Annotated in this window: 19 protein-coding genes; 8 read left to right on the top strand and 11 right to left on the bottom strand. The window is 33.1% G+C overall.

The window, feature by feature from the left end; all coding sequences use genetic code 11:
- Positions 1-60: 60 nt before the first annotated feature.
- From H526_RS0124600 to H526_RS0124575, 6 genes are all read right to left on the bottom strand, one after another.
- On the bottom strand, positions 61-1,158 hold the full coding sequence (locus tag H526_RS0124600) for a glycoside hydrolase family 16 protein (RefSeq protein ID WP_035086362.1): 1,098 nt from the start codon (positions 1,156-1,158) through the stop codon (positions 61-63).
- A gap of 23 nt (positions 1,159-1,181) precedes the next feature.
- The gene (locus tag H526_RS0124595; protein ID WP_027395384.1) at positions 1,182-2,180 is read right to left on the bottom strand and encodes a hypothetical protein; all 999 of its coding nucleotides are present in this window, start codon (positions 2,178-2,180) and stop codon (positions 1,182-1,184) included.
- Positions 2,181-2,200: 20 nt separating this feature from the next.
- Entirely contained in the window at positions 2,201-3,796 is a 1,596-nt protein-coding gene (locus H526_RS0124590; RefSeq protein WP_027395383.1) for a phage tail protein, read from the bottom strand.
- 23 nt (positions 3,797-3,819) lie between these two features.
- Complete coding sequence (locus H526_RS0124585; RefSeq protein WP_027395382.1) at positions 3,820-5,337, bottom strand: RagB/SusD family nutrient uptake outer membrane protein; 1,518 nt, start codon at positions 5,335-5,337, stop codon at positions 3,820-3,822.
- Positions 5,338-5,360: 23 nt separating this feature from the next.
- Positions 5,361-8,426 (bottom strand): SusC/RagA family TonB-linked outer membrane protein, encoded by a 3,066-nt coding sequence (locus tag H526_RS0124580; RefSeq protein ID WP_027395381.1) that lies wholly within the window; start codon positions 8,424-8,426, stop codon positions 5,361-5,363.
- Between the two features lie 641 nt (positions 8,427-9,067).
- Positions 9,068-11,125 carry a putative porin gene (locus H526_RS0124575; protein ID WP_027395380.1) on the bottom strand — a complete coding sequence of 686 codons (2,058 nt, stop codon included), beginning with the start codon at positions 11,123-11,125 and terminating at the stop codon, positions 9,068-9,070.
- 139 nt (positions 11,126-11,264) lie between these two features.
- Between H526_RS0124575 and H526_RS0124570 the strand changes: the two genes are divergently transcribed.
- From H526_RS0124570 to H526_RS0124555, 4 genes are all read left to right on the top strand, one after another.
- Entirely contained in the window at positions 11,265-11,867 is a 603-nt protein-coding gene (locus H526_RS0124570; protein ID WP_027395379.1) for a ribonuclease HII, read from the top strand.
- A 108-nt stretch (positions 11,868-11,975) separates the two neighbouring features.
- Positions 11,976-14,444, top strand: a complete 2,469-nt coding sequence (locus H526_RS0124565) for a hypothetical protein (protein ID WP_027395378.1) — start codon at positions 11,976-11,978, stop codon at positions 14,442-14,444.
- An 83-nt stretch (positions 14,445-14,527) separates the two neighbouring features.
- On the top strand, positions 14,528-15,013 hold the full coding sequence (locus tag H526_RS0124560; protein WP_027395377.1) for a T9SS type A sorting domain-containing protein: 486 nt from the start codon (positions 14,528-14,530) through the stop codon (positions 15,011-15,013).
- A gap of 23 nt (positions 15,014-15,036) precedes the next feature.
- Positions 15,037-16,065, top strand: a complete 1,029-nt coding sequence (locus H526_RS0124555; protein WP_027395376.1) for a hypothetical protein — start codon at positions 15,037-15,039, stop codon at positions 16,063-16,065.
- Positions 16,066-16,116: 51 nt separating this feature from the next.
- On the opposite strand, the gene lipB is transcribed toward H526_RS0124555, so the two are convergent.
- Positions 16,117-16,833: a lipoyl(octanoyl) transferase LipB gene (gene lipB / locus H526_RS0124550; RefSeq protein ID WP_027395375.1), complete on the bottom strand. Its 717-nt coding sequence runs from the start codon at positions 16,831-16,833 to the stop codon at positions 16,117-16,119.
- Positions 16,834-16,945: 112 nt separating this feature from the next.
- Between lipB and H526_RS0124545 the strand changes: the two genes are divergently transcribed.
- Positions 16,946-17,797 carry a hypothetical protein gene (locus tag H526_RS0124545; RefSeq protein WP_027395374.1) on the top strand — a complete coding sequence of 284 codons (852 nt, stop codon included), beginning with the start codon at positions 16,946-16,948 and terminating at the stop codon, positions 17,795-17,797.
- Between the two features lie 80 nt (positions 17,798-17,877).
- Here H526_RS0124545 and H526_RS0124540 read toward each other — a convergent pair whose 3' ends face one another.
- Together H526_RS0124540 and H526_RS31565 are read right to left on the bottom strand one after the other, a co-directional pair.
- A complete protein-coding gene (locus H526_RS0124540; RefSeq protein ID WP_027395373.1) occupies positions 17,878-18,630 on the bottom strand; it encodes a hypothetical protein in 753 nt (250 codons plus the stop codon).
- 37 nt (positions 18,631-18,667) lie between these two features.
- The gene (locus H526_RS31565; RefSeq protein WP_081415682.1) at positions 18,668-18,826 is read right to left on the bottom strand and encodes a YqaE/Pmp3 family membrane protein; all 159 of its coding nucleotides are present in this window, start codon (positions 18,824-18,826) and stop codon (positions 18,668-18,670) included.
- A gap of 117 nt (positions 18,827-18,943) precedes the next feature.
- On the opposite strand from H526_RS31565, the gene H526_RS0124530 reads away from it, so the two are divergent.
- From H526_RS0124530 to H526_RS0124520, 3 genes are all read left to right on the top strand, one after another.
- Positions 18,944-20,008: a response regulator transcription factor gene (locus H526_RS0124530; RefSeq protein ID WP_027395372.1), complete on the top strand. Its 1,065-nt coding sequence runs from the start codon at positions 18,944-18,946 to the stop codon at positions 20,006-20,008.
- 154 nt (positions 20,009-20,162) lie between these two features.
- Complete coding sequence (locus tag H526_RS0124525) at positions 20,163-20,654, top strand: DUF1573 domain-containing protein (protein WP_027395371.1); 492 nt, start codon at positions 20,163-20,165, stop codon at positions 20,652-20,654.
- A gap of 107 nt (positions 20,655-20,761) precedes the next feature.
- On the top strand, positions 20,762-21,646 hold the full coding sequence (locus H526_RS0124520) for a thioredoxin family protein (protein ID WP_027395370.1): 885 nt from the start codon (positions 20,762-20,764) through the stop codon (positions 21,644-21,646).
- Positions 21,647-21,727: 81 nt separating this feature from the next.
- Here H526_RS0124520 and H526_RS31995 read toward each other — a convergent pair whose 3' ends face one another.
- Together H526_RS31995 and H526_RS30085 are read right to left on the bottom strand one after the other, a co-directional pair.
- Entirely contained in the window at positions 21,728-21,892 is a 165-nt protein-coding gene (locus H526_RS31995) for a hypothetical protein (RefSeq protein ID WP_155839773.1), read from the bottom strand.
- 167 nt (positions 21,893-22,059) lie between these two features.
- The gene (locus H526_RS30085; protein WP_051336321.1) at positions 22,060-23,244 is read right to left on the bottom strand and encodes a TolB family protein; all 1,185 of its coding nucleotides are present in this window, start codon (positions 23,242-23,244) and stop codon (positions 22,060-22,062) included.
- Positions 23,245-23,381 lie beyond the last annotated feature (137 nt).

Below are 23,381 nucleotides of genomic sequence, written 5' to 3'. Positions count from 1 at the left end.
TTTACATCTTCAGCATTTTAAAAAAACAACTAATTTAATTTAGTGAAACTCCATTATTATTTATTGGTATACTCTTACATAATCAACTTCCATAGTAGCTTCTGTAAAATCGGGACTAACAGCACCACCAAAATCTCCACCCATTGCCACGTTAAGGATGAAAAAGAAATCATCTCTAAATGGTAATCCATCGGTGATTGTAAATGTGTTATATTCTACCCCATCTACTTTGAACACTATTTTATTAGTATCCCACTCTGCTCTAAAAACATGAAAGCCTTCATCTAGTCCATCTACATCTAAAGATCTTGATGTAGTATTATCAGCTCCTGTATTCCCAGGAAAGAATACATTCGAATATGTGCGTATTGGGTTTCTCCCTACATACTCCATAATATCTATTTCTCCACAAACTGGCCATCCAACTTCATCTATATTAGCTCCTAACATCCAAAAAGCTGGCCAAGTACCTTGCCCTAAAGCTAATTTTATTCTAGCTTCCATCGTTCCGAATCTAAATTCGCGTTTACCTTGTGTTTTTATTCTTGCAGAAGTATATTCATTACCATCTAATTGTTCTGCTTTTGCTGTAATTTTAAGAAGTCCATCCTCAACCACTAAATTATCACTTCTGTCGGTGTAGCGTTGTAACTCATTATTCACTCCTAAATCCCCAGTCTCAAAAACCCAATTAGAAGTATCTAAACTACCACCATCAAACTCATCTGACCATACAAGTGCTTGTCCCGGAAGTGGTCCAGAAATTATCAATTCTCCATCCGTAGTATCCTCTTCTCTAAGAATACTGATACTTCTGGTTTGTTGAGAAACCCCTCCAGAAAGACCGACAGCTTCTACTCTTATGTCATTTTGATTGATACCAAGTGCCTCAAAAGTGTGCGTGTATTTTCCATCCAGAGTAGATGCTCTTTTTGTATCATTAATATAGAAATCATACTTCACAACACCAGTTGCTGTTGCTTCAATAATTACCATTCCTGACCCATCTCCATTGGGCATTTCAGGAGTTTCACCAACTACATCAACTGTAAAAGTTAAGTTACTCGGTCTATCAACCTGAAACACCTCATTATCCTCATTGCATGACATGAATGATAATGACACAAAAACGAATATATAATTTATAACATTTTTCATATTTATTTTTTTTAGCAATTACATTAGTTTGGCAATGTGATTCCGCAATCCGTAGCATCTTCTACAGCCCTGAATCTTAAATACCAAGCATTAAATCTATCCTCTTCATCATCAAAGAAAAATATTCTTAACGACACCAGATTACAATCGATAGATAGTATTTCATAGGTACGAGTTGCATTCCCTATATAAAGTCCCATAAAACCATCTCCTCCTAATTCGATTGCTCTATCTGTTGTGAATTCTGGTAATAATTCTGAACCTGCATTTGTAATAGATACAGAAACTGAAGGTGGAGTAGCCTCCAAACACTCTGCTGTATTACTTCCTCCTGGAATTCCTGGTGTATAATCATCATGATACCAAGTGTCTCCCATATTATCAGTAGACATAGATAATGTGAAGTTTTCAAGATCAAAATTAAATGTCAATTCATCATTAAATAAACAATCCTCGTTAAAATCAGCTGAAGTTGGCGCCCACCAGTACACAAGATCTCCATCATTTTGTGGAACATTTACTCCTCCAGGTCCTACTCCATAAAAACCTGGTTCATCACCAGCATCTAGTTTCCAGGTTTTAGAAGAATCAGCGGTTGTACTTCCTGCTAACAATCCAAAAATTGATTTAGTTGTGTCATCTAAATCTGTGAATACAGTTACTTCTCCTGTGGTAGACGAAGTTATACCTCCTATACCTACTGCAATAATTGTGTACGTATATGTATTAATACCAGGTGCAGCATAATTAATCATTGCCTTAGCATTTCCATCAAACTTAAACGATTCTGATCTACCATCACCCGTATAAATAATGTAGGTTATAATATCTTCTCCCTGCAAATCGAAAAACACATTCCCGGTTCCATATTCTGGATCTCCAAGGCTAGGTGCTTCTGCCAATACAGAGCTAATCGTTGGAGCACTTATATCACCAAATTCGAACTCTTCTTCCTGACAGCCGCATACTATCAAAAGCAGAGAAAAAATACTGATGTTATATACATATTTAAAATTTTTCATATTATGAATTTCATTAAAAATTATTGTCTGATATTATCAAAATAAAATACTTCACCCATTCCTGCAGTTCCAAAATCAAAGAATAAGTCTACTTGAGTATAATCAATGGAACTATTAAAACCAGGTGCATTATTAAGATCATAGGTTAATGTTTCCCAGGAATTAGATTGTGTTGTCATCACTTCTATTTCTGCTGCATCCCCTGCAGAATTTTCAATTTTAAGTAAAACTGGTATCCCTGATCTAGGCGACCAAACATCTACACTAATTAAGGTAGAACCAGAAAAATCAATTGCATAACCGTCTCTTAAAGGAATAGCAACTCCAGCAAATACTTCTGCATCTACTGGTTTATTAAGTGTTCCAACTTTAGAAGAAATATTAATACCTGACGCATCTGGATTATCAATAACCTGACCTACTACATCTTCTGTAGCCGAGCCGCCAAACCCAAATAGATTAAATGTTCCCGCGCTACTTTCGAAATCAATTGGAAGAATCGGTAAAACTGTATCAAGAGATTGTTCTCCTTGTATAATATTATCTATATAATATGTAACATTACCTCCATCTACTCCAAAGTTTGGGAATATAACTAGATTATTAGCAGGATTAGTAGCAAACTGTGTAACATAGTCTGTAGTGGAAAAATCATATGTTAGAACTTCCCAAGCATTTGTAGTAGTTGTAAGTATATCTACTTCAACCGCAGAATTTGCATCGGCAAGACTCTCTATTTTAAGCTTAAAAAGAGTTCCTGCACTTGGTGACCAAACTTTCATACTAATTGTAGTCCCTTCTCCAAAATTGATACTATTAGTAAGACTCATTGCTGCTCCAGCCCAAACTTCGCTAGGACTACCATCTACCCATTGTACTGCTTTTGGACTTAGATTTCCAAAAACATCTGGATTATCAACTACTGTAACTGTTTGATTGCCTCCAAACGTATTAAAAGAATACATTGCATCTGGATCATCAAATGTAATTTCTAATTCTTGGGGAATAGATACATCTATAATTCCCATATCTTGAGTTACAGCAGCACCGCCACTATACGCTATAATAGTAATTGAATATTCGCCTTCTGTCTGATAGGTATATGTAGCAGTATCTCCAGGAGCGATTTGTATAAATTCGTTTGCAAACTCTCCAAAATAAACTTCTATGTATGTTGCAAAATCCGCATCCGCTTGTATCGAATATGTAAGGAAGTCATTATTATCAGGAATTACTTGAAAAGTAAGATTCTCCGGTGCTTTAAACGACACTTCTAGATCTTCTTTGTATTCACTAATTTCTCCAATTGCATTATAAGCAAGCACTGTTATTTCATAGATTCCTTCGCTAGCATAGGTATGCTCTACACTTTCTCCATTGATCACAGTTACCGGATTTATGGTGTCATCTCCAAAAAACACATCAAAGGATAATACATTATTTCCTAAAGGAGTAATCGTAACATCTCCTGAATTATCGTCGGAAATTCCAAACATTACATCTGTCACAATAGCTTCCTCTGCATTTGCAATAAAAGCGGTACTACTATCATCTTGTTGACATCCTATAAATAAGATTGACAATACTAATACTATAATTAAATTAAAATTTTTCATTTTTCTTGCTCTTGATTAATATATTACCAACCTGGGTTTTGCGTCCAATTTCCTTGAGAAAATTGAATCTCATCTAACGGTATAGGAAATAATTCATGCTTCCCAATTTCAAAATTTGGAAGTCTACTTGCTGCCTGATTTGTTCTTATCAAATCATAAAATCTATCTCCTTCTCCGGCAAACTCTAACCTTCTTTCGTCCCAGATTCTTTGTGTAAGTTGCATTCCTGATTCTGGAATACTTATTACGCCAGTACCATGTGCTCTATCTACAACCTGACGTAAAAAACTCTTGGCTAAGTTCTCATTCGGTGCGGTTTTTCTATTATGTGCTTCTGCCAACATTAACAACACATCAGCGTATCTTATATATCTATGGTTATAAGGAGACCTAGCGAATTGATTAGCTCCGTCTATCTCTCCAGTTCTCGGAATAATTTTATTGAAATAAAATCCTCTGTCCGTTTCACATCCTGGTGTATATTCTATAGCACTATCAATAAGTTCTTGTTCGGTTGTTACACCAAAATATTCAAGTAAGTTTAGTATTGTAGGGGATTTTCTACTATCAGTAGCGGCATATAAATCTACCAGATCAGATTGTGGTATATTAAAACTAAACCCAGCATCATATACAGGATCTCCGCTTAAACGGGGACCTGAAAAGAACGCCCCGATATTACCCTCACTCTCAGCATTTTCTTGCCAATTGTTCCAATTACCACCTTCTGCATTAGAATACTGTATCTCAAAAACAGACTCAATACCATTTTCACCCACTGTAGTAAATACATCTCCAAAATTAGGCATTAAAGAAAACCCTAATGTGGTAACAGATGTAAGTGCTTCGACCGCACCATCCCAATCTTCTTGGTAAAATTTTACTTTCCCCAATAATGCCATAGCTCCTCCTCTGGTAACTCTACCGACCTGAGATTGGGCAATAGGAAGATCAGGAATTGCTGCATTCAGGTCGTTTTCGATAAATTCATAAGTCTCTTCAATAGAACTTCTAGGAATTGCTGTTTCATCGCCTGGCAAAAAACGGGATTCTTTTAGAGGTACACCTCCAAAATTACGGACTAACTCAAAATAAAAAAGTGCTCTTAAAAAACGTGCTTCTGCTATAAATACATCTTTATCTTCAAACTCCCTAGTTTGTGCATTATCTAAAAAAAACGAAGCTCTAAATACTCCTCCAAAAAGAGAATCCCATAAGCGAGCCACAGCGATATTAGTAGTTGTGTGTGTTAATGTACCTAATCTTTGAAACTCGGGAATATCCTGACATCCATCTTCTCCAGCCACTATAGCATTATCAGACATAAATTCTCCAAAAAGCTGTGTCTGCCAACTAAAAGCTAAAGGATCATATGCGCTTATTAACAATTCGAAAAAAGCCTCATCCTCAAGAAAAAATTCATCTACCCCAACTTCAAATTCTTGTTCTACATTTGTAAAATCTTCACTACAGGATAGCGGTATCATAACAAAAGCCATGGACACAACTATCGTTAAATAAGTGTTTTTAATATTTTTCATAGTTATAATTTGCTTCTTTCTTTTTAAAAATTAACATTCACACCCATCGAGTAAGTACTAACAGCTGGATAAAAACCATTATCTATCCCTCTTGTTATAATATTACCCGTTTGTGCTGCTGGATCATACCCTCGATATTCGGTAAAAGTAAACGGGTTAGTAGCTAACATATATATTCTAAGCTTCTCTAAACCAATTGATTTGAAAGGATCTACAGGAATACTATACCCTAACTGGATATTATTTATTCTAAAATAAGATGCATCTTCTACGAAGAAGGTAGATAACAATCCATTATTTGTAGTTTCTGTAGTTAACCTTGGTATTTCATTACTCGTCCCTGGACCCGTCCATCTACCTAGCACATAATCCAATTGGTTTACAAAAGGGTTGTCCCTTTCATATGAACGAAGTAATTCATTTCCTTGGGATCCGAATCCTCTTATTGAGAAATCAATACCCTTATATTGTAATGACAGGTTAATTCCATAAGTAAAATCTCCCAGAGGATCACCTAAATAAGTTCTATCATCATTATCTACAACTCCATCATTGTTAGTATCCACAAATATTAAATCACCAGGAGCAGGAGTTGCACCTAAATTATAAGTAGCGTGGTTGTCTATTTCTTCTTGCGTTTGAAATATTCCTGCAGTCTGCAATCCATAAAAAGAACCTACTGGTAAACCTTCTTGAAATCTTGCAGCGGCTTGCCCTAACCTAAAACCACTTTGTTCTATAAACTCTCCTCCAATAACCTTGGTTACTTCATTATCTATAACGGTAAGATTTGCACCTAACCCAATTTCTAACTTTCCAATATTAAAAGAATAATCCGCAGAAAACTCCATACCTTTATTACGGATATCTCCAACATTTTGTGGAGCTACAACTGCTCCAGCAGTACCTCCTCCTAATATCCCCGAAACGTCGACATCTACTATTTGATTTTCTGTATCTTTTATAAAGTAATCAAAGACAAAATTAAACCTCCCATCCAAAAGTTGTAGATCAAAACCAACATCAAGTTGTTTGGCTACCTCCCATTTTAGGAAAGGATTTCCTAAAGATCCTGGCGCGGCTCCTCTAATAATGGTATTACCTCCATTGATTGGAAACTCTCCTTCTCCTTGTAGATCAAAATTAAATACGCCTTGTCTTGTTTCTAACGCTTTATCATTTCCTAGTTCTCCGTAACTTCCTCTAATTTTTAATAAAGTAATACCTGTATTTTCCATAAATGACTCATCAGAAACTACCCAACCAGCGGTTATACCAAAAAAGTCTGCTGACTCAAAACCTGGAGCAAACAAAGATGATCTATCATTTCTAAAAACTGCTGACAAAAGATATTTCCCTTTAAAACCATATTGAAATCTACCGAATAAAGAAGAACGTGTATTTGCATATTCGAACCTCCCAAATAAGTTATCAGGATTAGGTCTTTCATCATCATCTATAGATGGAGAAAATGGACGACCATTACTTAATATTGCAAAATCAAATGAATTAAATGGAATATCAAACGCTACTCCATTGAAACCAAATCCCCAAAAACGCTGAGCACTTCCTCCCGCCGTTAACGTAACATCATGATTTTCTGCAAATGTATTACTGTATGTAGCAAAATAATCAAACACATAATTGTTGTTATTATCTATTTGTTCAAAGACTGTATTTTCTCCTGGATCTACATTGGCTGTTTTACCCGGCCCATACACAAATGAAGGAGTAAATGACCGTTGTTTTCCAGATTGATGAGTGATATTAAGTCTTCCATTAAGCTCTAAATTTTGAACAATATCATATTCTAAATTAAGAAACCCAGAAAATCGATTTTGGCTAAATTCATTAAAAGTATTCTCAATTTGAGTTACTGGGTTAAATACTTCATTAGAACTCTCTGCAGATCCTAAACTAAGTACTCCATTATCATCTCTTAGTGGAATTGTTGGTTCAGAATTCAATGCATTAAAGGTTACTGAACCTAAACCATTCGCAAAGATTCCTCCATTTTCTGTATATAAATAATTAATATCCGTACGTACCTTAAAAGTCTCTGATAAAAATATATCCGATTTTAAACGCACATTATCCCTTTGATACCTGGCTTTACTCCCACCTATTGCTCCTTCTTGTTCTAAATGAGCTCCACTTAATAAGTAAGTATATTTTTCTCCTCCTCCTCTTACACTAAGTGCATGATTAAAAACAGCCGCAGTATTGAAAATTTCCTCCTGCCAATCTGTTCCCCTTCCTAAAGAAGCTATATTAGTGAAACGTATAGGATCACCTCCATTAACAAATTTTTCATTTTGCACTAAAGCGTATTCTGTCGCATTTAGCACATTAATCTTCTTCGTTACTTGCTGAAAACCATAGTAATTACTATAGGATAATTTTGGCTTTTGACCTCTTCTTCCCGCTTTGGTCGTAATTAAAATAACACCATTAGCAGCTGTACTACCATATATTGCAGCTTGAGCATCCTTTAATACAGTAAATGTCTCTATATCATCAGGATTTATATTATTAAAATCTGTAAGTGCGCCATCAACATAGATATCTGGTCTATTATTGCTATTAGACGATATCCCTCTAATATTAATATTAAATGCAGCTCCAGGATTTCCTCCTTGTTGCGAAACCTCTACTCCAGCTACCGTTCCTCTAAGCGCCTCTGTTGCGATTTGAGGTTGTAATTCACTAACCACATCATCTCCTACGATACTTACCGATCCGGTAATCTCCTTTTTACGTTGAGTACCATAACCAATTACAACTACTGATTCTAATTCTGCAACATCTTCATCCATTTGAACATCCAAAACAGCAGTATCTTTAATTACCATTGTTATTGTTTTAAAACCAACTGAACTAAACTCTAACGTTTCTCCATTTTCGACTACGATTGAAAATACCCCATCAAAATCAGAAGTAGTTCCTGTATTTTTAGTTTTATTAATAATATTTACAAAAGGTAATGGTTCTCCATTTTTTGAATTTACAGTTTTCCCCGTCACTGTGTTTTCCTGAGCAACACAAAAATGAGTTGCGATAACAAATAGATATAATAATATATTCCTCATTAGGCTTAAAATATTAGCTGAAAAGACAAATAATTATTTAGTTGTTTTTTCACATTTATTTTGTCAAAGCTACAATAAACTTAACCTAAATTTAGCAATATGTCAATCTTAACAAAGTATATACAAGTGAGATCTCGTTCTTAAATTTTTAAAATTAAAAAAAACCATAAAAAAATGATTTACAAACATTTAAATACATTTTACTGTTTTAAAATACCTTAAAAAAAGATCAAAACGAATAATGTTAGTATTATAGATTTTTTCAATACACAAACACCTTCAAATGTTAATTTTTTTTTAATAATCTGATCAAAAAATGTTTTCTTAATAGTTATTTAACAAAATATCATCGTTAAATATAATTTTGCAAAAGAAGAATATTCCCGAAAATGAATTATCCTTATAATACTGACTTACTTCATGAGCATTTATCAAACACTTAAAATATTTTATAACTATTCACTTTACTTCTTCAAAAAAGAAGATATATCAAAGTATGTATAAAATGAAAATATGAAGAATAAAAAGCTTCAGAGAGTCCAAGAAAAATAATTGATGAATACAATAATCCCCTCCTATTGTGAATCATTTCAAAAAAAACAGCCAACTAATAAATAAGTTATACTATGAAGTTATATATTTTATAAAAAGAAGTTCCAAACCAACCCAAAGCGGATAACAGCATCACGTGGTGCATATCCGGGAGCAGAAAATTCGTTATTCTGACTAAAAGCTTCTCCAAAATTTTCTACCTTAAAGTAGATTCGAGTTTGTCTAATTTTAGCATTAAAAAAGATATCAAATTGAGGAAAACCACCAAAGGTTTGTCTAGTATCTACAATATTATCAGGATCACTGTTATTAAATTGATCAAAATAATCTATCTCATTCTGACTTTGCACATAAAACTCAGATAACACTGGATCATATCCGTCTGCATCATATTCTGAATAATACTTAAAAGTAACTCCAGTCTGTAAAAATAATGCTCGTTTAAACCAATGATCTTGATAATAAACACTATTACGTGTCACTACATTTGGAACTCTATAAACTTCTCCTCCTGAAACGTTTTGATATAGAATGGAATTATCAATCCCCAACCATCCAAAATTTAGGTTTTGAGAAAGCTTCAATTTCAAGAGTTCTACCTTACCATCATACTGTTCTGGAACTGTTAAAGAATCGGTTCCTTTGGTGAAATAAGTATAATTATCAATTGTAGTGAAGCTTGCTTCAAGATTTGCAAACTTCTTTACCTGAATATTCGCCTGAATTTTTTGAGTCTCTATATTTTTAAAATTATCATCCTCATTGGCATTGTTGAAGTTCTGCCAATTATACCCCACATAATCACTTTGATACAATAAGAAATTATAATTAGGAGCCGTGGAATTCGAACTAATTCCTAATTGTAATCCATAATCGTGTAGTTGATATCCTGCAGATGCATTTAGATAATTCCCGTCAAAATCTCCTGAGATGATTGACATTCCGTTAGCAGCTAATTCAAATCCTTTGTAATTCTTTTGATAAGAACCACCTATTGTAAGTACATTACCTTTAATCCTATTTGTAATATCAGTTCCTCCTTCTAGAGTAACAATCGTATTATAACCATAATTATAATCAGAATATCCGGCATTAACTCTTAAATTACCTAGCCAGACGTTATTAACATTTAAAAATACCTGATTCGTAAAATCTTCTAACGCTACTTTATCTGATAGAGCTCCGGTGGTTTCATAAGACGTTCCAAAAAGATCACTAGCTGCATCTTGGTCAAACTGAAAAGACTTATCTGTTATATCTAATATGTGACCGACTGCTACATCCGTACTAGAGCTATCTGTTTTCTTTATGATCGAATACCTGTGATTTAGATAAAATCTTTTGCCTAACAAAATACTTTCAGCATTCTCAAAATTAACTTCTATAGCAGCTCTATCAGAAAATTCATCTGCATCCTGAAATTCTTCCGTATTAGAAAGATATTGGTTAAGTCCATTTTCTGATAACCCACCATTTTCCTCATTCAACAAATCTTGAGATACAAAATGAGTTTTGATTCTATATCTATCATTTTTAGTACTATAATTAGCCGTTGCTCTAAAATTACCAGTACTGGTCAATGCGTGTTGATATTTACCTAGCGACCTATTACCCTTATACGCAATAGAAAGATTTAATCTAGGAGAAGTATTAATCGTAAGAAAAGCATCTAACTGCTGGCCTTGTTCAAAAGTAGTTTTAAAATATAACTCTGTTAGTGGTGTAGGAACATTGTAATACTTAATATCCTCAGCCTCCATAAAATTAAAATGCCTCGCTCTAGCACCAAAAAGTGGTAATACGTGATCTCGTTCCTCAATCTTAACCAAGCTATTATATGTCTGCCCTACATTATTAATAGGTTGTAAACCAAAATCATCCCTACGTAAGTAATTAAAATTATAATCTCTTTGTATAGTTAAGGTCGTATCTACAAAGGTCGTATCATTTTTTAGATCTATAATTTTATAATCTGTAATAGGAGGCTTACTCTTACCTTTTTTGGTCAAAGGCCTTTTGCTCTTAGCGAAGTCCGGTTTCTGCTGAATATTCGTACCTCCTCCATCTATCTCCTCTTCATTTCCTTCTTGGGCAAAGGTTATGGATCCTAATAAAAGTATAATTATAAATACTAAGTTCTTTTTCATCTATATAGTAAACTGATGGCAAAAATATACTTTTTTAACGAAAGTCAATAGGTATGAATTGCCCGTTTTAATACTAAGTTTTTTTATCGATTATTAAAAATAGTTTTCTGATGTTCAGTTCTTACGTTATCTTCGTATTATGCTCGAATTAAAATTAAAGCCTGATCTCATCGAATGCGGCACTGATGAGGCTGGTCGTGGTTGTTTGGCAGGACCAGTAACCGCAGCAGCCATTATATTACCCGATGATTTTAGCAATGAAATCTTAAATGACTCCAAACAACTTAGCGAAGCTAAACGCAAAATACTACGACCGCTATTAGAAGACTGCTCTATTACCTATGGTGTGACACATATTTATATGGAAGAGATAGATAAAATTAATATTTTAAATGCCTCTATATTAGGCATGCAAAAATCTATCGAACAATTAACACCGCAGCCAGAGCATATTTCTGTAGATGGAAATAGGTTTAAACCATATCATAATATACCCTATACTTGCGTTATTAAGGGTGACGGAAAATATATGAATATTGCTGCGGCATCTGTATTAGCAAAAACATATCGTGATGCATATATGGAAAAGATTCACGAGGAATTCCCAATGTACAATTGGAAAAAAAATAAAGGATACCCGACAGCAGAACATAGAGAGGCAATACGAAAGTATGGAATTACTAAATATCATAGAAAAAGTTTTAGATTATTACCAGAACAGCTTGCGCTAGAATTCAAATAATTATCTTTGACCACTAATAGGCTTTTGAAAACAGTTATTGTAAAAAGAAAGTTATTAAATCGTAATGACAACTTGAATAGAATCAAGAATATAAAGGAAAATAAACACATGAAAAAAATAGTTGTAATTCTACTATCCACAATTGTTTTAGCTTGTAACACGACTACCGAAAAACCGAACACTCTTATTGATTACATACCAAAAGATGCTCAAGTAATCTTAAAAATAAATGATTTAGAACAGGCAAAAAACATGCTACGTGATAATGATTTATTAAAGAAAAATAAAGACGTAGCGTTGTTTACTTATTTTAAAAATCTTCCAGTTTTAGATCAAATAAAACAATCTAAAGGATTACTCTGTTTTTCTCCAATAGGTAAAAATGATTTTGAATACACTTATATTTCAAAATTTGATCCTGCTATAATTGGTAAAGATTCTTTAAACAAAAGAACAATCGAAACTATAAATTATGCTAACAAAGTGATCCATAAAGTCATTTCTGGTGAACAGACTTTCTATGCTACCAAACAAGACAGTTTATTAATTGCTTCCTCTTCTCAGATATTGATTGAAAATGCAATACGTCAACAAGAAAATACAATCCCAGTACAAGAAGATCTTATAAAAGCGTATGAAGTTTCAGACTCCAAAAATCCATTAGCAGTTTTGGCAAATGGAAAAGAACTAAAAGAAATTCAAAGCGCATTACTTCCCAATAGTGACTTATCGCAGTTATCAAACTTTAGCGGTTGGATTTCTGTAGATGCTAAAGTGGAGCAAAATGCCATTTACCTTGATGGAATTGCAATAGAAAAAGATTCATTATCCACCACAATTGGAATTTTTGATAATACCATCGCTCAAGAGAATCAAATCGCCAAAATTACTCCGATTACCGCCAAAGGTTTTATTTCATATACGTATGATGATTTTTATGCGCTTAAAAAGAACTTAGCATTAGCTCAAGATAGAGAGATAGAAAATATCCCAGATGATCTCGATGACTTATTCTCTGGAGTTTCGGAAATCGGTATTATTTTTACAGAAAATGAAAGTATTGTAACATTTACTTCTTTAGCATCAGAAAACACATTAGAACAACTAGCTGGATCTCCATCTGGAGCATATAGAAACGTTGATATTTTTAGTTATGATGAAACCACAACATTTTCTGGATTATTAAAACCATTGATTCCAGAATTTGAAGCTAAATTTTATTTCAATTACGAAAATCATATTGTATTTGCTTCTTCTAAAAATGGTTTACAGACTATTATAGCAAACATCCTTAATAAAACAGTATTACAAGAACAAACTTATTACTCGAATACGCTAGAAAAGCTTTCTGATGAATCATCAATTTTAATGGTAAGCACTGTTAAACATCTCAAAGAGTACATTGCTGAAACTATAGAAGAAGATGAGCAAAAACCTTGGAAAGAAGCTAAAACTATTGGATATCAAATTGGTGCTTTTCAGATTATAAAAGAAAATAACTTTGCTCATATTCATGGAGTCTTACAAAAAAACATCGCAAAAGGATCTGCGACTTCGGTTACACAAACAGCGTCTACTACATTAGAAAATAAAATACTTAATAATCCCATATTGGTACAAAACCATAGAACCAAAGGGATGGATATCGCAGTACAAGATGTAGACAACAATCTCTATCTAATCTCGGATAAAGGAACTATTTTTTGGAAAAAACAGATTAATGGAGCCATTATGGGCGATATCCAACAAATAGATATTTATAAAAATGGTAGATATCAATTGTTATTTAACACCGAAAACACACTTTATCTTGTAGATAGGGATGGAAAAGATGTTACTTCGTATCCTAAAAAATTCGAAAAAGCTATTACCCAGCCGTTATCCTTATTTGATTACGATAAAAATAAGCGATATCGTATTATTATTACGCAAGGTAATGAAGTTACCATGCTAGATGCGGAAGGAAAAGTAGTTACTGGTTTTGGATTTAAAGCTACTGAAACCAATCTTGTGATACCTCCTACACATATCCGAATCGGCAGTAAAGACTACATTCTTATATCCGAAGAAAATGGAAAATTAAATATTTTAGATCGTTTAGGAAGAACTAGAGTAGATGTAAAACAAAACATAGATTTTTCTAAAAATCAATGGCAACAATATCAAAATAAGTTTACCTCTACTACTAAAGACGGAAAACTAATACAAGTTCAATCTGATGGTTCGGTAACCATGGTAGATAAGGAATTAGATCAAAATAGTTCCTTGGTTTCTACCAACAAAACATTAGTTACTTTTTCTGAAAACAAATTATCTATCAAAGAGAAAACCTTAGAGTTAGATTTTGGAGTGTATACAAAACCTCAGATTTTTTATATCAATAATAAAATCTACGTAGCTATCACAGATATACAAACCAAGAAAGTATATGTATATGACAGTAATGCAGAACTACTTCCTAATTTCCCAGTTTATGGGAACTCTGTAATCAGTTTAGGTAATATGGATAAGGATAAAAACCTAGAATTTGCTGTTCAGGGAGAAGAAAATAGTGTTCTCATTTATCAGATAAACTAACATCGATTTAAATTTTATAAAGATTTCATGTTGACATTTTAATACTGCGTCTCACTAATGTGAAACAACGTAATTAAGATGTCATGAAAACTTTAAAAATTTTATCCTTATTATGTATTGCCTCGACCATCCAGGCACAATCGATTGACACGAGTGTGATTTCTAATTCTGGAGGTGTAAGTAGTAATACATCTTATACCCTAAACTTTACTATTGGGGAACCCTTTATAGAAACAATTTCTAATTCGCAGTCTATAGACCAAGGGTTTTGGTCGGGTATTGGTTCCTTAAATCAACTCTCTACAGAAGAGTTCCAACCAGAAAACGGAGCTATTAAAATATTTCCGAATCCAGTTTCAGACTTCTTTACGATTAGGACTCCGAATATCGATCATTACACAGCTTCTATATACAATCTTAATGGTCAAGAAGTACTTACTCAAGAAATCAATACGTCAATGATAAATCATCAGATCGACATAAGCTCATTAGCCCAAGGAACCTACGTACTAAGAATTTCGATTCCTGAAATCAATGAAAACAAAATATTTAAAATCATCAAAAAATAACCTCATTTATAAATTTTAAAATCATGAAAAAAGTAATAAATAATGTAATCCTTTTTAGCCTTCTACTAATTTGCGCATTGGTCTCTGCCCAATCTGTACAAAAAAACTTTATCAACTACCAAGGAGTGGCCAAAAATGCTAGCGGTGATATTCTCGCAGAAGAATCAATCAATATACAAATAGCCCTAAAATTTGGAGCACCAGATATTGCTGCAAGTTATGTAGAAAACCATACAATTACTACGAATACAAATGGTGTATTTGCATTATTAATTGGTAACGGAACGCCAGTAACAGGTGACTTTGATACATTACAATGGGGAGGAATTGCATCATATGTAACCATATCCCTAAATGGAGCAGAAATTGGAACCAATGAATTAATGGCAGTTCCGTACGCTATTACATCCGGTGACACTAGATGGATTTCTAACGGAAATGATATTGAGAACATAAATAGTGGTAATGTAGGTATTGATCGCTCTCCAACCGCAAAACTGGACATCAATGGAGATCTAAAATTAGAAAATGGAACTTCTGTTAATGAAATTTCTACCGATGCAACTTTAGGAAGTAATAGTAATAATGCAATCCCAACAGAGAGAGCCGTAAAAACCTATGTAGATAATGCCACTGCAACCACTACACCTGTAGTTTTTAAAGTTAGAGGTAATGGTTTTGCTGTAAAAGATCTAGATGCTAATACAACTATAGAAACAGATATCTGGGATATTAGAACCTACGATACGCGCAACGCTTTTAATACAACTACTAAAAGATTTGTTGTTCCAGAAAGTGGATACTATTATCTACATGCTGTGGTAAGACAATCTAATGCTGTTACAACTTCTTTTTTTAGAATTAGCTTTAATGTAGATACAGGTGTCGATTTTACTCAAATTGTGGATGGAGATGACGTGAAAACCGATGTAAGTGGTATTTACTTCCTAAATGTTGGACAAGAAGTTTTTGTAAACTTAAGAAATTTTGGAGGTGCAGATGTAAGAGTTGACGGAACCGGTAGCTGGTTCGAAGGATATAAAATAAACTAACCCCAACCTATTTGATTTGTTTAGTTTTTAGTCAAAGAAAGCCGAGGTATTTTATACTTCGGTTTTTTGTTTTATAAATTCTGCTTCAAACAATTTTGTAAAATGTTTCAATAATTTTTCTTTCACTTCTTCTACATTCACTTTTTCAACCCCCAATTCTACATTTAGAGATGTAACTGCTTTGTCATTAATCCCACAAGGAATAATATTATCGAAATACCCAAGATCTGCATTTACATTAAATGCAAAACCGTGCATCGTAACCCATCTACTAGCTCTAACTCCTAGCGCACAAATTTTACGAGCAAAAGGAGTACCCACATCTAACCAAACTCCAGTCTCTCCATCACTTCGTACTCCAGTAATTCCATACTCGGCTAGAGTTAGAATAACCATTTCTTCTAGAAAGCGTAAATATTTATGAATATCGGTAAAAAAATTATCCAAATCCAGAATAGGGTATCCTACAATCTGCCCAGGTCCGTGATATGTGATATCGCCTCCTCGATTTATCTTATAAAAAGTAGCTCCCTTTTCTTGTAATTGTTCTTCGTTCAATAACAAATTACTTATATCACCACTTTTACCCAACGTATATACATGTGGATGCTCTACAAAAAGAAAATAATTACTGGTATCTAAATTAGCATCTTCTCTTCTATTCTTAATTTTTGTATCTAGAATTCCTTTAAAAAGTATTTCTTGATATTCCCAAGTTTCCTTAAAATCTTTTACCCCTAATTCTTGTAGTTCTATCTTCTTATTCATCAATGCAAAGATACGAGATTAAAAAAGTTCTTCTCTACATTCTAAAACACTAAAAACCATCTATTTATTTATAACTATATTTGCCACCTTTTTAATATATAAACCCCAAAATATGAAGCATTCATTACTTTTAGTATTTCTTTTCATTTCCGTATTTTCTTTTGGCCAAAAAATAAAAGTCAAAAAAGGAGAAGTCTTTATTGACAAAGTAAAAGTTGCACACATTGAAAAAATAAAAGCAAAAGGGCTAAGACATTTTCAGATAAGTGACTTAGACAAAAACCCTATATTTAGAGCCGGAGATTTAAAAGTAGCATCTTTACTTTTTCATTCTGATAAGTCATATCCATACAATGCATTTTTTAGAGATGAAGCGAAGGATACCCTATTAATAAATTCTAAACACCACTATTTTCTATCTAAGAAGAAAATCTTTAAACTTGCGATGGAGATGGGTATTTTTACTCCAGAAGGTTTTCAGACAACTAAGTTTGAAGAACTCGTTGAACAAACACCTAAAAGACCAGAAAGAATACTAAAAAAACTAGACAAAGAACGTAAACTACTAAGTGGAAAAGGACATAGAGTAGAACGTGATTTTAATGATCTAGATATCCACTTAATAGCTTTTCCTTCTGAGAAAGCGTATAGTCAACTAAATAAAAGCATGGTTGATCAGGTAAAGTATAACATTTATATTGGTGATCCTCATGTAGAAGAAGGCGATCATACATTAATTGGTTCTGCTATTCGCGAGGTAGGTACTGTAAGTGGTGAGTACTTTTTTATCTTCAACACTAAAAAGTTCCCATTGGCCTCTTATCATTCTATGACTTTTAAGATATATGGAAACAAAAAAGAATTAGGGATTATGGATCATGATATCAAACTATCTATGGGAAGTAAAAGAAGTGAAGCCATAAAAGAAATGGTTCGCGAACTTATAAAAAGAGGAAAAATATAATCGTTTCCTATCTTAAGAATACAAAAGGTGCTGTTCCGAGAACAGCACCTTTTGTATTATATTTTAGTATTCTACACTAATTATTTCTCTAACTCTACCTCTACATCCAATACGGTAGGATCTTCCATGTATTCTAAGAAACCAACTTCTAGCGTAAAACTTTTACCGTCTTGACTAAACATTGCTTTTTCTGATGATATCTTCTTTATTTTTTTCGGAAAATGGTAATTAATTTTATACTTAGAACTTGCCAAAAACATTTTCATCTGCTCTAAACTATCCATACTCATTTTCAGCTTATCTTTATCTAAGATTTTGGTAATCCTTTTAAACTTATTTTCTCCATAAGAATAAATCACTTCAGTAGGATCTTCTCCTTTAGAACCTGCCAACGGATCTCCTGCAGGACCTGTCTTTTTCTGATTACCTATGGTAGAAGCAGTTTTAAAACTATTAAATACATCTCCAAGCTCTTCTACTTTTTTAAATTCTGAGTACAAATCGAATTTCATCTCCTTGGACTGTGGATTCATTAGCATATGCATCTTAAAACTCTCTAGTTTCTTTAACTTTTCCTGTTCTTCTTTAGGCAACTTAGAAATACTATCTTTTTTCTCTTCTAAAAATTCTTTAAAAACTAAAGTAGAATCGATGACCTCTTCTTTTCCTTCAGTGATTTTATCACCTCCCATTTGCATAATTTCGGAACCATCAAAATTGAAAGAAATCTTTCCTGTTCCGTCTTCATTAATATGTAAATCTTCAGAAAATTGGCATCCCACCAATAGAATTGCCACCAAAAATGCCTGTATTAACAGGGAAACTTTTTTCATATGTTTAGTTTTTCAATTTCGAGAAATTAATTAAAAATTATTTATTTGGATTATTTATAATTACCAATGCTGCTATCACACCAGGAACCCATCCACATAAAGTTAACAAAAGTACGATTATAATTGATCCGCATCCTTTATCTAAAACAGCTAAAGGTGGAAAAAAAATCGATAATAAAACTCTCCAAATACTCATAAACAAAAATAGATTAAATAATATAATTATAGGTAGTCTTATATCCCATTATGTTACACCTCTATCTTAAAATTATTTTTATATTGGGTTCATTTCTAAAAAGCTTGACATTATTCTATGAAATGGATCAAAATTATTCTTTGGATCTCCTTTTTAATCTTCTCTCCTGCAATATGGAGTCAATATCAATTTTCTGGTTATGTTGACAACAGTAATAAAGACAGTAATGTCTTTTTATCTCTTATAGAAGATTACAGAAAAATGTCTGGTATCTATCCAGAACAAATCATCCAAAAAGTAGCTCCCGATTCTACAGGTTACTTTGTGTTTACAGAAAATAATCTTCCTACTCAAAACAGGATATATCGAATCCATACGGAAAATTGCTCTGAAGAAGACAAAGAGTCCATTCATTTTAATGGGATTTGTCTAAACAGTAAAGAAATTCTTTTTATTGCTAAAAATGAAGATACGATCTCACTCCCATTTACTATAGAAGAAGAAGTATTTTGTGAAGTTGTTTCTACTAATGAACGGAGTAATACATTTCTTAAAGTAGATTCTATTATAGAAGATATGCGGTATGCCTTTAGCTCATACCGAAGTGAAGCTAATAGAAAAGTAAATTCAAGAAAATGGTTTAATACCTTACAGGAATTCGGAAAAAGCCAGCGAGAACCATTGACAGAATTATACATCTATTCATTCTTATCCAATAAATCTAATAATTTATATACCTATTATCTGCAGGATCTAAAGCAGAATACTTATTATGATGAATTATTAGAACGATTAGAAAAAAAGTATCCTGATAGTCCTTATGTAAAACAATATAAAACAGAGTTAGCTGCCGATAAATTTTCTGTAGAGATCACTCCAGAAAAAACAACACGGTATTGGGTCTGGATCATCATATCGTTATTAATAGGGTCCATATCATTAAACCTTTATCTATTTCAGAAATTGAAAAAAAACAAGAACACTAATAAGCTAACAGAAAGTAAACTTACACAACAAGAAAAAAAGATTTTAGATCTAATTCTACAAGATAAAACGAATAAAGAGATCGCTTCTTTACTATTTTTAAGCGTAAGCACTATTAAAACACATATCAACAACCTTTATAAAAAAATAGAGGTCGAAAGCCGAGAAGAGGCGAAAACACTGTATAAGAACAGGTAATTCTCATTTCTTTATTTTTTAGATTTCAAAATTCCATCGGGGGTCTAGTCCCTATTTCCACCTTGTTTTCATTGGATTTTTGCCCACATGTCTAGAGTTTTGGTTCAGAATCAAAATTCAAAAAAAATAGTAATAACTAAAACATTCTAAAGACATGAAAACCAAGATTACTTATGTATTAGCCTCCATTATTTTCTCTTTTGCACTATCATCTTGTGGTAATTCAAACCAAGATAATACAGCAGAAACACTTGCTATGCATACTGAGCCAAACGAGCAAAAAAGCAATACTGCTGTTGCGGTGATGACCTTCTCAGAAACCGAATTCGATTTTGGTACTGTAGCAGAAGGTGATATTCTGAAGCATACATTTTCATTTACCAATACAGGTAATGCTCCTTTAGTTATTGTGAATGCAAAAGGAAGTTGTGGCTGTACTGTTTCTAATTGGCCAAAAGAACCAATTGCTCCTGGAGCAACCGAAGAAATGCTTGTGACATTTAATACCAATGGTAAGCCCAACCTGCAGAATAAGCAAGTGACAATCACCACTAATGCAGCTACAGGAAAACAAATTCTAAAGATAAAGGCGATGGTCACTCCTAAGATTAAGAATACTGTAAGCGGTATCCCCTTAAGCAAATAAAAAATACTATATCTCCAACCCAAGTATCATAGATAATAATCAAATTCTATAAAAACTTGGGTTGGTCATATATTATCACAAAGAATACACCATATAATCCTACTCTAATGAAAATAATCATACAATTATTGATTTTATTATCAATTACTACGCATACCTATTCACAATCATTTAATCAAGAAATAACGAACGCTAAAGGAACCTCTAATCTCACGGGGAAAATTAATTTCGAAAAATTAAACACAGTTCCATATGGCACTTGGTTCTCTAAAAATTATGAGTCCTACACTCCTAATGAACAAGTAATAAACTCTATAAAAACAGACTTACCGAACTATACTATCAAAATATTTATGGGAACCTGGTGCGGAGATAGTAAGAGAGAAGTGCCTAAATTTTATAAAGTTCTACAAGCAGCTAACTTTCCGCTAAACAGATTAACTACAATCGCGGTAGATGCAGATCGCGAACATTACAAACAAAGTGCTGGAGGCGAACACGAAGGGTTAAACATTCATAGAGTGCCTACGTTTATTTTTTATATAGACGGCAAAGAAATGCAGCGGATCGTAGAATCTCCCAAGACAACCATTGAGGAAGATATTAGGGATATCCTTTCTGGAAATTATACTCCTAACTACTACTCCGTAACTAAAATGAATACTATTATTACCACAAAGGGATCTGATTTTTTATCAAAGAACTCAGAAAGTATTGTAAAGGAACTAAGAGATATTACAGAAAATATGTATGAATTAAACACCTATGCTAATGTGCTGTTTTTTGCCGGCAAACAAATAGACGCAATAGAAATACTAAAATTTAATACTGTTTTATTCCCAAAAGAAGCTGATGCATATGTAAGTCTGGCCAATAAACTAGCAATTACCAATAACCTATCGGATGCGATCCGCAACTATGAACGTTCTTTAGATTTTAATAAGGACCAAAGAATTGTGGATAAAGTCAAAGAGTTGAAAAAATTACTATAGTAGAATACACTCTTAAAAAAAAGAAAGTACCTATTAAGACAAAAGTAAAGCGAACTAAGTTCGCTTTACTTTTTGATTGTTTTAAAAAAGACCACAAGCTGGATGCTCTGGTAATACGCATAGACCGTTACAGCAAATGTGATCAGGAACTCCACAAAAAAAGGAATTTGGAGTCGGACATTCTCCATACTCTCCATCAAAATAGAATCCTCCGTTAATCCCTTTTTGCACAGATTTTTTTAACACCTGAATGCCGTCGATCTTAGAAATTTTTTGAACATAATATATTTGTTAAGGTTAATAACAACAATATATTATGTTTACAATTTCAATCTATGTTAATTGTTATTCTTTAACAGAAAAATCCCCTGTTTAACAATTCTTAAAGAACAGTTGGTTTTGATTATTTTCTATTAGAAAGATGTAATCTCCTCAGAAATAGGTTTGATATCCATATGTCTTTTGATCTTATGTTTAACCTTAGGCATATAATCTCTATACTTTTCTAATGAGATCATCTGTCTAAAACCATAGATATCATCTCCTCCTCTACCACCTCCACGATTACTAGCAAAATATCCCATTTTGTTTTCTTCATCAATAATAAAGGTAAAATCATCTGCTGCACTATTAATTGGTGCTCCCATATTATACACTTGCCAACCAGAACGTTGTTGATTAGGCAACACCATAAAAATATCAAGTCCACCAAAACCTACATGTCCATCACTAGCAAAAAACAATTTACCTGTGTCACTCACGTGTGGAAACGTTTCTCTCCCGGCAGAATTAATAAGACCTCCTAAGTTTTCTGGAGTACCGTAACTTCCATCTTCATTAACGGCTACTACATAAATATCTGATTTACCATAACTTCCTGGCATATCACTGGCAAAATAAAGGTATTTACCATCTGGAGATAATGCTGGATGTGCAGTAGAGTATTCATCGCTGTTAAATGGAAGTTCTTTTACATGTTTCCATTTACCGTTTTCGTACGTTGCTTTGTATATTTTTAATAATACGCAGCCTTTGGTATTTCTTTTAAATTTTCTTTTAGAGTAATTGTTTCTAGTAAAATACACCGTTTTTCCATCTGGACTAAAAACAGCCGAAGATTCATGAAATTTGGTATTAATAGCTCCTTTTAGTTTCTCTATTCCTTTGTCTGGAATGTTTTTACTGGTTCTGTATAAATCCAGAAAAGGTTCATTTGTTTTTTCCTGCAGAATAACTGACATAGACTTGGCATTGCGAGAAGAAGCAAATACCAATTCACCTTTATAAAAACTAGGTGCATAATCCGAGTTTTTAGAATTAATCGGTAATGATTCTATAATAAAATTTGCCGAAGTACTCGATTCTGTAGACAAATCCTCTGACATAAAATTATGTCCCTTAGTCTCTAATGAGCTTTCCGAACGGATTGATGATACAGCTACTATAGGAGTAGCATTATTATTTTTTAAGTTGGCTGTTTCTACAGAAGCATACTCATATTGAGTTTCATTAGCTATTGCTAATTGCTTTTGTTGAGAAAATGTTGAATTCAAAAGAAAGAAAAAAACCAGCCCCAAAAGGTTTTTTTGCAATGTCATTGATTACTTTTTTGTTGGTTAAATACAACTATATTGTCAACTTTTATAAAACTATTGTGTACCAGTAGACGTCCTTCTCTACTGTATTACGATAAACAAATATTTGATTTTTATAAAAATTACAATGCTGCTATCCC

The sequence above is a fragment of the Aquimarina latercula DSM 2041 genome (genome assembly GCF_000430645.1).
Taxonomy (GTDB): Bacteria; Bacteroidota; Bacteroidia; order Flavobacteriales; family Flavobacteriaceae; genus Aquimarina; species Aquimarina latercula.
The sequence above is the reverse complement of the archived record's forward strand: the minus strand, read 5'-3'. Positions and strand labels throughout refer to the sequence as shown.

What these genes read in the sequence shown, in the direction of transcription:
- H526_RS0124520 (WP_027395370.1), top strand. Translation starts at nt 20,762, where the DNA reads ATGAAAATAATCATACAATTATTGATTTTATTATCAATTACTACGCAT.
- H526_RS0124540 (WP_027395373.1), bottom strand. Translation starts at nt 18,630, where the DNA reads ATGAAAAAAGTTTCCCTGTTAATACAGGCATTTTTGGTGGCAATTCTA.
- H526_RS0124595 (WP_027395384.1), bottom strand. Translation starts at nt 2,180, where the DNA reads ATGAAAAATTTTAAATATGTATATAACATCAGTATTTTTTCTCTGCTT.
- H526_RS0124570 (WP_027395379.1), top strand. Translation starts at nt 11,265, where the DNA reads ATGCTCGAATTAAAATTAAAGCCTGATCTCATCGAATGCGGCACTGAT.
- H526_RS0124580 (WP_027395381.1), bottom strand. Translation starts at nt 8,426, where the DNA reads ATGAGGAATATATTATTATATCTATTTGTTATCGCAACTCATTTTTGT.
- H526_RS30085 (WP_051336321.1), bottom strand. Translation starts at nt 23,244, where the DNA reads ATGACATTGCAAAAAAACCTTTTGGGGCTGGTTTTTTTCTTTCTTTTG.
- H526_RS0124565 (WP_027395378.1), top strand. Translation starts at nt 11,976, where the DNA reads ATGAAAAAAATAGTTGTAATTCTACTATCCACAATTGTTTTAGCTTGT.
- H526_RS0124560 (WP_027395377.1), top strand. Translation starts at nt 14,528, where the DNA reads ATGAAAACTTTAAAAATTTTATCCTTATTATGTATTGCCTCGACCATC.
- H526_RS0124545 (WP_027395374.1), top strand. Translation starts at nt 16,946, where the DNA reads ATGAAGCATTCATTACTTTTAGTATTTCTTTTCATTTCCGTATTTTCT.
- H526_RS31565 (WP_081415682.1), bottom strand. Translation starts at nt 18,826, where the DNA reads ATGAGTATTTGGAGAGTTTTATTATCGATTTTTTTTCCACCTTTAGCT.
- H526_RS0124585 (WP_027395382.1), bottom strand. Translation starts at nt 5,337, where the DNA reads ATGAAAAATATTAAAAACACTTATTTAACGATAGTTGTGTCCATGGCT.
- H526_RS0124600 (WP_035086362.1), bottom strand. Translation starts at nt 1,158, where the DNA reads ATGAAAAATGTTATAAATTATATATTCGTTTTTGTGTCATTATCATTC.
- H526_RS0124590 (WP_027395383.1), bottom strand. Translation starts at nt 3,796, where the DNA reads ATGAAAAATTTTAATTTAATTATAGTATTAGTATTGTCAATCTTATTT.
- H526_RS0124555 (WP_027395376.1), top strand. Translation starts at nt 15,037, where the DNA reads ATGAAAAAAGTAATAAATAATGTAATCCTTTTTAGCCTTCTACTAATT.
- H526_RS0124525 (WP_027395371.1), top strand. Translation starts at nt 20,163, where the DNA reads ATGAAAACCAAGATTACTTATGTATTAGCCTCCATTATTTTCTCTTTT.
- lipB (WP_027395375.1), bottom strand. Translation starts at nt 16,833, where the DNA reads ATGAATAAGAAGATAGAACTACAAGAATTAGGGGTAAAAGATTTTAAG.
- H526_RS0124530 (WP_027395372.1), top strand. Translation starts at nt 18,944, where the DNA reads ATGAAATGGATCAAAATTATTCTTTGGATCTCCTTTTTAATCTTCTCT.
- H526_RS0124575 (WP_027395380.1), bottom strand. Translation starts at nt 11,125, where the DNA reads ATGAAAAAGAACTTAGTATTTATAATTATACTTTTATTAGGATCCATA.